Annotated in this window: 12 protein-coding genes; 8 read left to right on the top strand and 4 right to left on the bottom strand. The window is 63.0% G+C overall.

From position 1 onward, the window contains the following. The first annotated feature begins 133 nt into the window (after nucleotides 1-133). From GOB93_RS13410 to GOB93_RS13400, 3 genes are all read left to right on the top strand, one after another. Nucleotides 134-2,500 carry a TonB-dependent receptor gene (locus GOB93_RS13410; RefSeq protein WP_242010777.1) on the top strand — a complete coding sequence of 789 codons (2,367 nt, stop codon included), beginning with the start codon at nucleotides 134-136 and terminating at the stop codon, nucleotides 2,498-2,500. A gap of 116 nt (nucleotides 2,501-2,616) precedes the next feature. Further along, entirely contained in the window at nucleotides 2,617-3,228 is a 612-nt protein-coding gene (locus tag GOB93_RS13405) for a trimeric intracellular cation channel family protein (RefSeq protein WP_173584010.1), read from the top strand. Nucleotides 3,229-3,533: 305 nt separating this feature from the next. Then, entirely contained in the window at nucleotides 3,534-5,075 is a 1,542-nt protein-coding gene (locus GOB93_RS13400; protein WP_173584009.1) for a carboxylesterase/lipase family protein, read from the top strand. A gap of 71 nt (nucleotides 5,076-5,146) precedes the next feature. Here the strand turns inward: GOB93_RS13400 and GOB93_RS13395 are convergent, their stop codons facing one another. The 3 genes from GOB93_RS13395 to GOB93_RS13385 form a co-directional block, all read right to left on the bottom strand. Further along, nucleotides 5,147-6,565, bottom strand: a complete 1,419-nt coding sequence (locus GOB93_RS13395) for an FAD-binding oxidoreductase (protein ID WP_173584008.1) — start codon at nucleotides 6,563-6,565, stop codon at nucleotides 5,147-5,149. A gap of 139 nt (nucleotides 6,566-6,704) precedes the next feature. Then, a complete protein-coding gene (locus GOB93_RS13390; RefSeq protein WP_173584007.1) occupies nucleotides 6,705-7,061 on the bottom strand; it encodes a hypothetical protein in 357 nt (118 codons plus the stop codon). Next, on the bottom strand, nucleotides 7,058-7,357 hold the full coding sequence (locus tag GOB93_RS13385) for a hypothetical protein (protein WP_173584006.1): 300 nt from the start codon (nucleotides 7,355-7,357) through the stop codon (nucleotides 7,058-7,060). The genes GOB93_RS13390 and GOB93_RS13385 overlap by 4 nt, the downstream gene beginning before the upstream one ends. Before the next feature lie 536 nt (nucleotides 7,358-7,893). Here GOB93_RS13385 and aspS point away from each other — a divergent pair. Then, nucleotides 7,894-9,699: an aspartate--tRNA ligase gene (gene aspS, locus GOB93_RS13380; RefSeq protein WP_173584005.1), complete on the top strand. Its 1,806-nt coding sequence runs from the start codon at nucleotides 7,894-7,896 to the stop codon at nucleotides 9,697-9,699. A gap of 174 nt (nucleotides 9,700-9,873) precedes the next feature. Continuing rightward, nucleotides 9,874-10,743 (top strand): EipB family protein, encoded by an 870-nt coding sequence (locus GOB93_RS13375; protein WP_173584004.1) that lies wholly within the window; start codon nucleotides 9,874-9,876, stop codon nucleotides 10,741-10,743. A 19-nt stretch (nucleotides 10,744-10,762) separates the two neighbouring features. Here the strand turns inward: GOB93_RS13375 and GOB93_RS13370 are convergent, their stop codons facing one another. Beyond that, the gene (locus GOB93_RS13370; protein WP_173584003.1) at nucleotides 10,763-12,553 is read right to left on the bottom strand and encodes a Na+/H+ antiporter; all 1,791 of its coding nucleotides are present in this window, start codon (nucleotides 12,551-12,553) and stop codon (nucleotides 10,763-10,765) included. A 336-nt stretch (nucleotides 12,554-12,889) separates the two neighbouring features. Between GOB93_RS13370 and GOB93_RS13365 the strand changes: the two genes are divergently transcribed. Genes GOB93_RS13365 through GOB93_RS13355 form a run of 3 tightly spaced genes read left to right on the top strand, consistent with a single transcriptional unit; the run spans nucleotide 12,890 to nucleotide 14,364 of the window. Further along, the gene (locus GOB93_RS13365; protein WP_173584002.1) at nucleotides 12,890-13,054 is read left to right on the top strand and encodes a hypothetical protein; all 165 of its coding nucleotides are present in this window, start codon (nucleotides 12,890-12,892) and stop codon (nucleotides 13,052-13,054) included. Then, complete coding sequence (locus tag GOB93_RS13360; protein WP_173584001.1) at nucleotides 13,055-14,002, top strand: DnaJ C-terminal domain-containing protein; 948 nt, start codon at nucleotides 13,055-13,057, stop codon at nucleotides 14,000-14,002. After that, complete coding sequence (locus GOB93_RS13355) at nucleotides 13,999-14,364, top strand: chaperone modulator CbpM (protein WP_173584000.1); 366 nt, start codon at nucleotides 13,999-14,001, stop codon at nucleotides 14,362-14,364. The genes GOB93_RS13360 and GOB93_RS13355 overlap by 4 nt, the downstream gene beginning before the upstream one ends. Nucleotides 14,365-14,462 lie beyond the last annotated feature (98 nt).

Below are 14,462 nucleotides of genomic sequence, written 5' to 3'. Positions count from 1 at the left end.
GCCCGTGAATCCGAACGGCCTCGTCATAATCCTCATCCATCATCCTGTCACCGGCCGGGCAGGGCAGGGGGAGGTGTCCGCCCCCGCCACGCGTCACCCGGCCCCGCATCTGCCGGTCCCGCATCCCCGGGTCATGCGTCACCCGACCATGCGTCTCCGGGCAGCCGCCTGCCTCCCGATCCTGCTCGGCGCGCTGATCGCCGCACCAGGAGCCGGTGCGCACGCCGCGCCCGTGGCCGCGCCTGTGACCGCCCCAGTGGCCGCTCCGGTCGCCGCCACAGCCAGGGACACGCATACGCACCGGCCCCGGACGGCCCCGCCCGTGCCGCCGCGAAAACACGCGCGCGCCACCACAGCCGCCGCGCCTGAATCCGTCGAGGTCACCGCCCGCCGCCGCGATTTCTCCTACGCCGAAGCCCAGCACACCCCCGACGCCTCAACCCGCGTCACCGCCGAACGTCTCACCGAGCGCGGCGTCGTCACCCTGCGCGGCCTCGAACGCATCGCCCCGAACCTCACCATCCAGAGCATCAACGGCACAGCCTCGAATAATTTCTACCTGCGCGGCGTCGGCTTCAACGACTTCACCCAGAACAACATGAACCCCGTCCTCACCTATTTCGATGACGTGCCCTTCATCTATTCCGCCATGGCCGACGGCATGATGTTCGACCTCGCCGGCGCCACCGTCACCCCCGGCCCCGTCGGCACGACACACGGCCTCTCCGATACCGGCGGCGAAGTCCTCCTCCGCACCGCCGATCCCACCGAAGACTGGCATTTCGGCGCAAAACAGGACATCGCCTCCTACGCCCGCAGCCGCTCTGAAGCCTATGTCTCCGGCCCTCTCGCCCAGGGCCTGACCTTCCGCCTCGCCGGACAGACCCAGCACGGCGGCGGCTGGCAGACCGACCCGCTCAACGGCGCCCATCTCGGCGACGCCGACCTGTGGGCGCTCCGCGGCAAGCTGCAATACAAACCCGACGACCGCACCACCCTCACTCTGTCCGGTCACTTTACCCAGGATGACAGCCAGGTCGTCGCCGCCGTTCCCATCCACCGTCTGATCGGCACCCAGGCCCTGCCGGACCTCGCCCCGCAGCAGGCCGAATGGGATCTCCGGCCGCAATTCGCGAAACTCATCGGCCGCAGCGCCAGCCTCAAACCGGGCGAACACAACCAGTTCTGGGGCGCGGACATCCATTTCAGCCACGATTTCGGCCCCGCGACCCTCACCTCCATCAGCGCCTACAATGTCGGCCGCCGCGCCGAATACACCGATCAGGACGCCACCGCCCTCGCCCAGGCCGACGCATACCGCACCATCGTCAGCAACGTCTTCACCCAGGAACTGCGCCTGTCCTCCTCACACCCGTCAGACCGCCTGCAATGGACCGTCGGCGCGATCTACGAGCGCAGCCGCATGAACCAGAATTTCTATTTCGACTACACCGATTACCTCCCCGCCCGAGGCTATCTCGCCTCGTCCACCTTCGGACTCAATCAGGAAAGCACATCGGAGTTCGGAAACATCAGCTACCGCCTGCCCCATAACATCACCATCTGGGCCGGCCTGCTCCACCAGCTCGACGACCGTAACATCACCGGCCTGCGATCCGTCATCTACGGCGGCTCAACCCTGAACTTCCACGGCGAAAGCACCGCCGCAAACCAGTTCGCCGATCAGGCCGGCATCTCCTGGCAGATGACGAAAAACGCCATGCTCTATTACAAGATGAGCAAAGGCTTCAAAGCCGGCGGCTTCAGCGCCAACACGACCCAGGTCCAGGGCCAGCTCGATCCGTTCCGGCCCGAAACCGTCCTGACCTACGAACTCGGCTTCAAATCCGACCCGATCCCCAACAGTCTCCGCATCAACGGCGCCGCCTTCTACAACGATTATCACAATCAGCAGATCCTCGGCACCGACCTCATCGCCGGGTACGGCCCGGTCAGCGAAATCACCAACGCCCCCAAATCCGAAAGCTGGGGCTTCGAGGGCACCATCGAAGTCCGCCCCGTCGAACGCCTCTTCGTCACCCAGAATCTCGGCTGGCAGCGCGGCACCTTCCAGAACTTCCCCACCGTCAACCGCGCTGCGACCAATGCCTACTACGCCGCTCACGGCGTCTGGAAAGCCATCAACGACAATTTCAGCGGCGTCGATATGGGACAGCCCAAACTGACCCTCAACGGCTCAGCCGAATGGCGCCAGCCCGTCGCTCAGCGCTACAGCCTCGATTTCGGACCCGACTGGCTCTATCGCGGCAGTCAGGCCATGACCCCCGGCGGCACCGGCTTCTACCGCCTCCCGCCCTATTTCCTCCTCGGCGCGCATGTCAGCTTCCGCCCCGCCTCCAGCCACTGGCAGGCCACGATCTACGCGCAGAACATCCTCAACCGCCACTATTTCGAAAGCGGCGGCCAGGCCACCACCGTCTATATGTACATTCCCGGCACGCCACGCTTCATCGGCGGCCGCATCTCATGCGATTTCTGAAGACGGCAGCATCGTTTTTCTGATCCCGCTCAAAAAGAGCGAGGCGGCCCCGCACCCCCCGCCGGGCGCGGGGCCGCCTCCCGTCCGTCCTCCGCCCGCAAGCCAGATAACCCCCGATGCTCCACCTGCCCATCCAGCTGACAGACCTCGATATCGCCGGAACCGCCGTGTTCGCCATCTCCGGCGCCCTCGTCGCCGCCAGAGCCCGGCAGAACCTCGTCACCTTCTGCTTCTTCGCCGCCATCACCGGCGTCGGCGGCGGAACCGTGCGCGATCTGCTGATCGGCGCCCCCGTGTTCTGGATGCACAACTCCACCTCCGTCGCCGTCTGCCTCATCATGGCCCTGCTGGTCTGGTTCACCCCGCATAAATTCTGGTCCGACCGCACCATCGACTGGTTCGACGGCATCGGCCTCGCCGCTTACGCCGTCTACGGCGCCGCCAAAGCCGAAGCCCACGGCATCCCCTGGCTCCCCGCCGCCATCATGGGCGTCGTCACCGCCTGCATGGGCGGCATCTTCCGCGACGTCCTCGCCGGCGTCCCCAGCATCATCATCCGCCCGGAACTCTACGTCACCGCCGCCGCCCTCGCCGCCGGAACCTTCGTCACCCTCATCGCCTGCGGCGTCTCCGCCACCCCGGCCATCGCCGCAGGCTTCATCCTCGGTGCGGCCCTGCGCGGCCTTGCGATCTGGAAGGGACTGACGCTGCCCGGATACGGGAGGTGAGGGGCCTGAAATAACGACGATAACTCTTCTGTTTAAAAATCGTTTTTAGAAATCAAGAAATTTTATGATTTCTCCGTTTCCGGGGCTTTGCCCCGCGCCCCACAAAGGGACACAGTCCCTTTGATCCCGCTCTGTTAAGTAGCAGGGCATTGGAGAGGGCATCCCGTTTTTGTTTTCTGCCCATGAAAAAGCCAGACCAACGCCCGGAAGAAGCGCCGGCGCACCCTGTCTTAACGGAGACATGTCGTTCTGATAGAACGGAACCGTAACGGTTTGCAGTCGTGCAAACCCGATGGGAAACCGAAATGCGACGCTGCCTGATCCCGGCTATGGCTCTGATGCTGACATGGTTCACAGCCCCGGCCCATGCCGGCACCGTCCCGACACTGTCCGGTCCCGTGCTGGGAACAACAGAGGAAGGTACGGACGTCTATCGTGGCATCCCCTACGCAGCGCCGCCCGTCGGTCCGCTTCGCTGGGCTCCGCCAGAACCGGCCACAGCGTGGAAAGGCACATTTGACGCAACAAAATCCGGCGCCATCTGCCCTCAGGTCCCGTTCGGTGACAAGCCACTCACACAGCCACAATCGGAAAACTGTCTTTTCCTGAATGTATGGGTTCCGCACCACGCGCCCGGCACACGCCTGCCCGTTATGGTTTTTATTCACGGAGGCGCCTATCTGGGCGGGTCCAGTTCCGATCCGCTTTATGACGGCGCACGGCTGGCGAAGAAAGGTGTCGTCGTCGTTTCATTCAATTACCGTCTCGGGATTTTCGGATTTCTCGCCCATCCCGAACTGACTGCCGCCTCGCCCCGTCATGTCTCGGGCAATTACGGCATCCTCGATCAGATCGCGGCCCTGCACTGGGTGAAAGACAACATCACTGCATTCGGCGGCGACCCCGCACAGGTCACGATCTTCGGCGAGTCCGCGGGCGGCAACAGCGTGATCGTGCTCATGGCGTCGCCCCTGGCGCAGGGGCTTTTCGTAAGGGCCATCGCGGAAAGCCCCGATGTCGGATTTCCGCTCCCCACACTGGCAGAAGCCGAGGCCACCGGCGCGCGGCTCGGCCCTCTCAGCACGCTGCGTCATCTGCCAGTTGCGCAGTTACTAAGCGACAACGGCCGCCTGAGTCCCGGAGTAGCCGCTTTTGCTCCCCCGACCTTTCCGTGGCCAGTCATCGACAACTGGCTTCTGCCCGATCAGCCCGACGCGCATCTCGCCAGCCCGGTGCCGCTCATCATCGGCAATAACAGTGACGAGGGCAACATGTTCGCGGCGGCGTGGAAAACGCTCTCGCCAGATGAATATGCGAAAAAGCGCGACGCTCTCTTCGGTCCTCTCGCCGACCGTGCCGGCATGCTTTATCCAGCGACCGACAAACAGGAGATTGCCCGTCAGGGCACCTTCATCGTCGCGGACAGCCTGTTCAATGAAGGCGCGCGTCATACAGTGACAGAGGTGATCCGGGCCGGGCAGCCCGCTTATCGTTACCTTTTCACCCGTACAATGGGCGGACGCGCACCAAGGCATTCCGATGAACTGCGCTACGTCTTCGGCACACTCGAGAACCCCGGCTACACCCATCTGCCGGCGGCGACCGACGCCGATCGCAAAATCTCGGCCATGATGATGGACGCATGGGTGCGGTTCGCAAAAACAGGCTCTCCGAACGCGCCGGGCTCCCCCGACTGGCCACAGGCATCAGAAAGCGGAGCCCCGATCCTGTCGATTTTGGAAAACCCTTCTCTTCTCTCAGGATATCGGGACAGTCAGCTCGACCTGATTGAAACGCTTTATCGTAACACCAGCGGAACACACTCCGCGCAGTCCTCTTCCCCCTGAACCCGACCGGCGTGGGTTGCTGCCTTCTCCGGCAACTCAGCACCAGCGCACCCGGCCAGACAGGAACCGGCCTACCCCCGATAAACCTCCCCCTCCGGCAGCAGCTTTCCGGGATTGAGAATCCCCCGCGGGTCCATCGTCTGCCTCAGCGCCCGCATCACCCCGAGCGCCCCCGCGCCATGCTCCGTCTCCAGAAACTCCTGCTTGCCCAGACCAACCCCATGCTCACCCGAGCACGAGCCCCCCATCGCCAGCGCTCGACCGACAATCTTCCGGTCCAGATCCAGAATCCGACGCCGCCCTTCGGCGCTGTCTTCCGCCAGGATCAGCGTGTGGAAATTCCCGTCCCCCACATGCCCCACCATCGCCGCCCGCATCCCCGACGCCGCAATATCCTCGCGAACCCCTTCGATCAGCCCGGCCAGTTTCGAAATCGGCACAATGCAGTCCGTCGAAATCACCAGTGCGCCGGGCTCCAGCGCCCGCGCCGCCCAGTACGCATCGTGCCGCGCCTTCCACAGCCGCGACCGCTCCTCCGGCGTGTCCGCCCAGGCAAAGCCCAGGCCGCCATTCTCAGCCGCGATCGCCTCCGTCGCCTCAACCTGCTCCCGAACCGCTCCCGGGCCGCCCGCGAACTCAAAGAACAGCGTCGGCAACGCCCGAAGCTCATCCAGATGCGAATAGCGAATGCACGCCTCCATCTGCATCTCATCCGCCAGCTCCACACGCGCCACCGGGATGCCATACTGGATCACCTCGACCGCCGTCCGGACCGCCGCATCCACCGTCTCAAACTGACACACAGCCGCCGCCACACTTTCCGGCAGCCCGTAAAGCCGCAGCTGAACCTCGGTAATCACCCCGAGTGTCCCCTCGGACCCGATAAACAGCGACGTCAGATCATACCCCGTCGAGGACTTCCGGACCCGTCCCCCCGTGCGGATCACCTCGCCCGTCGCCAGCACCACCGTCAGACCGAGAACATTCTCTTTGATCGTCCCATACCGCACCGCCGCCGTGCCGGAAGCCCGCGTCGCGCACATTCCGCCCAGCGTCGCCTCACCCCCCGGATCAACCGGAAAGAACAGACCGGAATCCCGGATCTGCGCGTTCAGCCCCTGCCGCGTCAGCCCCGCCTGCACCCGGCAGTCCAGATCCTCAGGATTGAACTGCACGATCGCCGTCATCCGCGACAGATCCAGACTGATCGCATGCTCCGGCGGTGTCACATGCCCCTCAACCGACGTGCCCGCGCCAAACGCCACCACCGGCACCCGATGCTCATGGCACAGCGTCAGAACCGCCGAGACATCCTCCGTGCTCTCCGCGAACACCACCGCTTCGGGCATCCGCGACGCATCCAGCGCCTCGCCATGACTATGCTCCTCCCGCACGGACCCGACCGTGCTGACCTGCGCCCCCATGCGCTCCTGAAGCGCGGAGAGAACAAGCCGGATGCGGGACGCCGCGATATCGGAACCGTCAGCCATGAAAAACAACCCTGCCAGATGAGATCACAAACGCTCATCGTAGCAGCGATGCCGGATGGCCGTCACCCGCCCGGATGCATGCCTGAACCGGCGCAGGTAATCAGGGACAGGCATTCAGGGGCAGTCAATCAGAGACGGATCAGATCTCGTACCGACAGTCATCACCCGTAAGCCCCGGCTCGTCCTGTGACTGCCACATAGTCTCATCGCAACAGATGATGTTCCGGTCAGGACGTTCCGCCTTCAGTGCCCGCGCGATTTCCAGCCCCGCAGTCGTGAACCCCTCCAGGTCAAACGGCGCCCGCCGCTCTTTCGTTAAAAAATCCTCGAAATCGGCGGCCCATATCTCCCATTCCCGAAGCCGCGCCAGCAACGCCCCGGTAATGGGCAGAGTCTCAGGAAAAACCAGACCGCCCTTGCTGGTCCACAGGCAGTTCGTCAGATCGCCACCCATGACGAGACATCTGTCAGCAGGCAGATTCAGTTCGTCAGTCATACCCTGCGCCCTCGCTTCGGCTTCGATGCAGCGACAAGCCCTGCGCGGATGCGCTCAGGCATAACACTGGCAGGCTCACCATACGGGTCCTGCGGAACAGCTTCGTCCCGGAAAGCTCTGGCCAGAAGAGAGCATTCACCATGCCGGACAACAATGTCCCTGGCCGTCAGTTCCGCGAACTGTCGTGTCCTGATGAGTGATGCCGGCGGGTCGAAAAGAAAGAAATGTTCAGCGAACTGCCCCGGTCTGGCCAGTTCCGGAGCGTCTTTTGCCAGGAAAACAAAATTTTCCATCATCCGTCAGCCTTCAGTGCTCTCCCGACAGAAAAAAGTAACTTCATTCACGCAGATGCCGAGGTCAGACTGGCCCCCTGCCAGCCGCACCCGAAAACCATTCCGGTCCCGAACCGGAAACCTCCATAACCTTCCGGAATCCCCACCTGTCTCCACAAGAGGTCAACACTCCCGGCCAGAATAAACCACCCCACATCCCCCGCAGAGACAGGCTTCCTGACCAGTCACCGACATCAGGAGCCCGGCCAATGCCACTCCGCCCAGCCCCTCACACCGCCCAGACCCGCACCCCATGCTTCCCGCCACCCAAACCCCTCGTCCCACCCGGCGGAAACAATCCGTGATCCACCGGAAAAAATACCCCCACCCATCTGGAAAACTTTCCCCAAAAAGAAGCGCCGGTCCCCGGCAAAACCGCCTCCGGACTTGACAGAACAGACCCCGACCGGCTTCCTCCGACCCCACTTTAAAGTGCCGCGCAAAACCCGTCCCGGCGGACCCCGCAGCGGCCACACCAACTGACCGGACAGGACCAGACCATGCATCCGTATCGCACCCACAGCTGCGCCGCCCTCCGCGCCGGAGATGCCGGAAAAACCGTGCGCCTCTCCGGCTGGGTGCACAGCAAACGCGATCACGGCGGCCTCCTGTTCATCGATCTCCGCGACAATACCGGCCTCACCCAGATCGTCATCCCGGCAGGTTCCGCCGTCATGGAGACCGCCGAACACACCCGCGTCGAGAGCGTCGTCACCGTCACGGGCGAAGTCGTTCTCCGCGAAGAGTCCACCCGCAACCCCAACCTGCCAACCGGCGATATCGAGGTCCGCGCTCAGGACTTCACCGTCCAGTCCGCCGCCGCTGTCCTGCCGCTTCAGGTCGCCGGCAACGAAAACTATCCCGAGGATCTGCGCCTCAAATACCGCTATATCGACCTGCGCCGGGAAAAAGTCCGCCGCAACATGATGCTGCGCGCCCAGGTCATCGCCAGCCTCCGCCAGCGGATGATCGAACAGGGCTTCACCGAGTTCCAGACCCCGATCCTCACCGCCTCCTCACCGGAAGGCGCGCGCGACTTCCTTGTCCCGGCCCGGATGCACCCCGGCAAGTTCTATGCCCTGCCGCAGGCTCCGCAGCAGTTCAAACAGCTCGCCATGGTCGCCGGCTTCGACCGCTACTTCCAGATCGCCCCCTGCTTCCGTGACGAAGCCGCCCGCGCCGACCGCAGCCCCGGCGAGTTCTACCAGCTCGATTTCGAGATGGCCTTCGCCACCCAGGATGAAGTCTTCGCCACGCTCGAACCCGTCATGGAAGGCGTGTTCCGTGAGTTCGGCGGCGGCCGCACCGTCAGCGCCGCTCCTTTCGAGCGCATCCCCTACGCCGACGCCATGGCCATTTACGGCTCCGACAAGCCCGATCTGCGCAACCCGCTGAAGATCACGAACGTCACCAACGATTTCGCTGAATCCGGCTTTGGTCTGTTCGCTAAAATCGCCGCAGACGGTGGCGAAATCCGCGCCATTCCGGCGCCGGGAGCCGGCGATCGTCCCCGTGCCTTCTTCGACAAGCTCAACGCCTGGGCCCGCGAGAACGGCGCCGGTGGCCTTGGTTACATCATCTTCAGCGAAGAAGGCGGCAAAGGCCCGATCGCCAAAAATCTCGAAGCCGATCGCGTTGAAACCATCCGGCAGAAAACCGGTCTGAAAGCCGGCGACGCCGTGTTCTTCGCGGCAGGGAAGGGCGATGAGGTCGCTAAATTCTCCGGTCTCGTCCGCACCCGCATCGGCACCGAACTGGACCTGATCGAGCAGAACTCATTCCGCTTCTGCTGGATCGTGGATTTCCCGATGTACGAACTGAACGAAGAGACGAAGCAGATCGACTTCTCGCACAATCCGTTCTCCATGCCCCAGGGTGGTCTTGAAGCTCTCAATACCCAGGACCCGCTGACGATCAAAGCCTACCAGTACGACATCGTCTGCAATGGTATCGAGCTTTCCTCCGGCGCCATCCGGAACCATCTGCCAGACGTGATGATCCGCGCCTTCGAAATCGCCGGCTATCCGGAAAGCGAAGTCGAAGCCCGCTTCGGCGGCATGCTCAATGCTTTCCGCTACGGCGCCCCGCCGCATGGTGGCTCCGCTCCGGGTGTGGACCGCATCGTCATGCTTCTCGCCGACGAGCCTAACATCCGCGAGGTCATTCTTTTTCCGCTCAACCAGCAGGGTGAAGACCTGATGATGGGCGCCCCGGCTCCTGTTGAGCCTGCCCGTCTGAAAGAACTGTCCATCGCGCTCGATCTGCCGAAACCAAAACCAGGCGTAAAGACCGAGCCGAAAGCCTGATTAAGGCTTTCTTTATCGAAAGGACCGGTCTCCTGCGCCTCGTTCAGCCGAAGTATCGATACGATTGTGCAGGTTCTGGCAAACCTATCCTGCCGCATCGGCCCCCCGGTCCTTTCGCGCCTGTCCCGTCCATTCCGGCTTGCGTCCGGCTGAAGGATAACGTCATCTCTGCCCATGACAGCGTCCCGGCCGGCACTTCTCCGTTTCACGCGTTCCCTGTGCTGCCCTGCTGCGCTTTCTGCCCTGCTGCTCTCCCTTCAGGCTGTCGCGGCGACACCGTCCACGCTGACGGCACAGCCCCCAGTCACAATCGCCCCGCATCGTGCGATCTATGACCTGAGCCTCGTGCGCGCCAGCGCCGATGGCCCGTTCATCGGGGCTTCGGGAACCATGACCTTCGTCGTCTCGGATGTGTGTTCAGCCTGGTCGACCCAGCAGCATATGGAGCTCGACCTCTTCCCGCGTACCGGCGAGGTTCTTCATTCGGTCGCCGACGACAGCAGCCTGGAAAGCAGGGATGGTCATCATTTCACCTTTGCCTCCACCACCGTGACCAACGGCCAGACAGACAGCATCATTCGCGGGGAGGCCGTACTGGCGCCGGATGGCAGCGGCGCCGCAACCTATACTCTTCCCGAAAAGAAGACCGTGCCCCTCAAAGCCGGCACACTCTTCCCGGTTGCCCAGAATATCGCGATACTTGAAGCTGCGGGAAGAGGCGAGACAGGTCTGTCCCGACCGGTCTTTGACGGCACAACGCCCGATGGCGCGGAGGACAGCTACGCCACACTCCTCGGCCAGGCTGTCCCGGGAACTCTGCCGCCTTTCGCGCCTCTGTCCGGTCTCCCCGCGACCCGTTTCCACCTGGCGACCTACGCCGCCGGCTCCGACGACAGACCCCCGGATTTCGAACTCGCTGCCCGGATGTTCACAAACGGCGTCTCGGATGAGATTGGGATGACCTTCAGCGGCACACGCGTACAGGCAACACTGCGCAGTCTGGAAATGCGTCCGGCCGCAGCACACTGCCTCCGCCGGCCCTGATCCTCGCGGATGCAATGACTCATGTCCCCGGAGACGCCCCGGACGGCGTGTTCTGCCCGTCATCTCCCTCAAGATGCCGTGCGACAACCTCCAGCGCCGCCCGGCTCTGTACCGACGGCGCCGCCGGTGCGGCCGGCTTCGCATCGCCCGGCAGCAGCGCGGACAGACGTGGCATATCCGCCGCCTCCATCTGCAGTTCCTGCTCCTGCAGATCGAGCTGACGGCTGACTGCCCGCTCAGTCACATCGTTGATGATCCGGTCAGAAAGCAGACTTCTGAGAACCTGCCGCTGCAACCGCAAAATACGGAGCCGCAGCGCGATCTCCTCGCGCTTCTGCCGCACGCTCGCGGCCCGCTTGCCGTCGGGATCGGCCGTCTGCGTATCCAGTCGTCGCAGCCGGTCGGTATATTCGCTGAGCAGCAGCGCTACGGCGTCCGTGCCCGTCGTAACACCCGGCGCTTTACGTGTCTGCTCTGCCTGCAGCGCTGCGATCGCCGACCGGGTGAGCGCAATGCGTGTTTCCGTCAGCTCCCGCTGAGCCGGTGTTTCCCCCTCGTTCTGAGGCAGCAGATGCAGCACGCGCGGCAGTCCGAAAGCGGCGCTGACAAGAGAAGTGACAATCACTCCCGCCGCCAGCACCACCAGAACCGTCCGTCCCGGCAGATCGGCCTCGGAGGGCAGGGAGATGATCGCCGCCAGCGTCACCGCGCCCCGTGTGCCGGCGAGGGTCAGCACCAGCACGCCGCGCCATGACGGCATGACCTCCCGCCGGTGCCGCAGTCTGGCCGCCAGACACCGGAACGCCCCGGTCAGTGTGATCCAGAAAGCGCGCAGAATACTCAGCGCAAACTGAATCCCGAGGACCGCCAGTGGCAGCACCCAGGGGGAAAGACCCTGAGAACGGACAACATGGCTGGCTTCCGTGACAAGCTGCGGCAGCTGAAGCCCCAGCACCACGAAGACCAGCCCGTTAAATGTCGACCCGATCATATCCCACAGCACGGTCGCCTTCACACGGGTCTCGATCTGGGTGTCGCTCATCACTCCGCTCAGCCGTACGGTGATTCCGCCGGCAACAGCCGCAAGAATGCCGGAACAGCTGATGCTCTCGGCCGTGAGGCTGATGACATAGGGCAGCATGAGCGACAGCAGGATATGACTCGGCGGGTCATCGTAACCGCGCCGGAGCAGCCAGATTTCCAGTCGGCAGAACAGCCACGCAATCGCCGCGCCGAGAAGAACGCCACCAAAGGAGACATAAACGAAATTGCTGGAGGCCGCCTTCAGTGAAAACAGGCCCGTGGTCGCTGCCGCCACCGCGAATTTGAAGCAGACCAGGCCGGAGGCATCGTTGAGCAGCGCTTCTCCGCTGAGGATCTGTACGACCCGTGCCGGCGTGCGGCCTCCCGAAAGCATGCTGCTGACGGAGACCGCGTCGGTCGGCGAGAGCGCCGATGCCAGCGCGATCGCCGCCGCAACCGGGATCGCCGGCATGATCCAGTGAATGAAATACCCGCCGCCAACAGCGCTGAAAACCACGAGACCCAGCGCCAGGGAAAGAATGATGCCCCGTAATTCACCGGCTTCCCGCATCGGAATCCGGTAGGCATCGAGAAACAGCAGCGGCGGAATCAGCAGCAGCAGAAACAGCTCGGAGGACAGCGGCAGACTGAAACCGGCCAGACTGGCCAGCGTGCCCGCCGTAATCTGCAGAAGAGGCAGGGGAATCGTCAGAGGAAGAAGCCGCGCCAGAGCGCCCGTGAGCCCGGTGACGAGAAGCAGGGTAATGGCAATAAGAGTCGGGATCATACACTTCTCGCAACATGAGGCGGTTTCTCTCTGCCCTGACCCGTCCGGCTTTTCCATCCTCCCTCGCCGGGAGACTGAAAACTCCGGGAAATTCCGACCTGACCGATCCTCTCATCGGGGAACTCTGCGCGGCTTTCATTTCACCCCTGCCATTGACCAGGCGGTGTGGCGTTCCCATTATTTTTAGAAACGGAATGTAAACCAGACCTGTCAGGCAGTTGTGACGCCCGGCGGGACTGGTCAGCGGTCTTCAGGGTTCGCCTCATGCAGGGAGCCTCGGGTGGCCGGTAGATACATATTTGCGGTCAGACCGCAGAGAGGAACTGGAGCAGATTTATGGCGCTCGGAAAGGCGGCGGAATTTCTGGAGCCGCGGCTGAATGCACTGGTGGCGGATGCCGAAAAGAACGGGATCTCCGCGGATGTGGCGGTCGCCGTGCTGATTGATTTGCTCGACACAGAGAGTTTTGGTATCAAAACATCGCCAGAAGGAGGGGAGTGAGTGAGCGCAGGCGATCCATATCAGACACTGGGTGTCGCGCGAACCGCGACCCAGGACGAAATCCGCAAGGCCTACCGCGCGCTGGCCAAGAAATATCATCCGGATCTCAATCCGGGCGATAGGGAGGCGGAAGAAAAATTCAAAGCCATCAGCCGTGCCAATGATCTGCTCTCGGACGAGACGCAGCGTGGCCGGTATGATCGCGGAGAAATCGACGCCACAGGACAGGAACGCGCTCCGCCTGGTTATGGCGCCAATGGTGGCTACCGTGATTTCGCCGAGGGCGCGCAGGGTTTTCGTTATGGCGGCGGTGCAGGCGGCGGCGGCTTCTCCCAGGATGATCTTGGCGACATTTTCGGCAGCATGTTCGGCGGTCGCAGCGGCTTCAGCCAGCGCCCGTCCGGCCCGCAGCGCGGACAGGATCGCTCCTATGCGCTGACCGTGAGCTTTATCGATTCCGTTCTGGGAGCGACCTCACGTGTCTCCCTGCCGAACGGCTCGACGCTGGACGTCAAAATTCCACCTGGAATTGAGGACGGCCAGGTGCTGCGGCTGCGTGGTAAAGGAGATGAAGGTAGCAAGGGCGCACCCGCCGGAGATGCCCTTATTACGATCAGCATCACACCGGATACCCGCTATACCCGTGACGGACGCGATCTGCGCGAACGTCTGCCCGTCGACGTTCGCACTGCCGTTCTTGGCGGCCCGATCACTGTGCCAACGCCGTCAGGATCCGTCAGGATGAATGTCCCGGCCGGTTCGGATACCGGCACCGTCATGCGTCTGCGCGGGCGGGGCGTGAAGGCGCACGGTAAGCAGGAAGCCGGGAATCTTTACGTGACCCTTGAGGTGCATATCGGCAAAGCCGACGATAAGTTCAGGGAATTCCTGAAGAGCCAGGCGCCATCGCCTGATCTCGCGGAGGCATCGCAGGGAGACAGCAAATGATCACGATCGAGACGCTTGCTGTCCGCCTCGGACGGATCAGCACCGGGGAGATCGCGACCTGGGTGGAACGGGACTGGCTCCGCGCCGATGGTGCACCCGGACATTACCTGTTTCAGGAAATGGACGAAGTCAGAGCGAAGCTGATCCTTGAACTCCGGGACGATCTTGGTGTCGATGAGGACGCTCTCCCTGTCGTGCTTTCTCTTCTGGATCAGCTCTATGCCGCACGGCGTCAGATGCGTCTTCTCGCAAATGCTCTGACGGGGGGTAACCCGGAAGATGCGACAGCGGAGTCTGTCAGCGAACTGAGAGCTGTTCTGGTGCAGGCAGTGAAAAATATCCCGGACGAATGTAAAAACTGAGCACAAAAGCGCGAGAGTATAGATTTTTCCTGAATTTTCAGCGGAACTGTGGCAGTCGACTTGCCGGACCCGGCCTGTTATGGCGACACGCGACATGA

Origin of the sequence: Acetobacter musti, from assembly GCF_011516835.1 — a bacterium.
Classification (GTDB): Bacteria; Pseudomonadota; Alphaproteobacteria; order Acetobacterales; family Acetobacteraceae; genus Acetobacter; species Acetobacter musti.
This window is presented reverse-complemented; position numbering and strand designations above follow the sequence as displayed.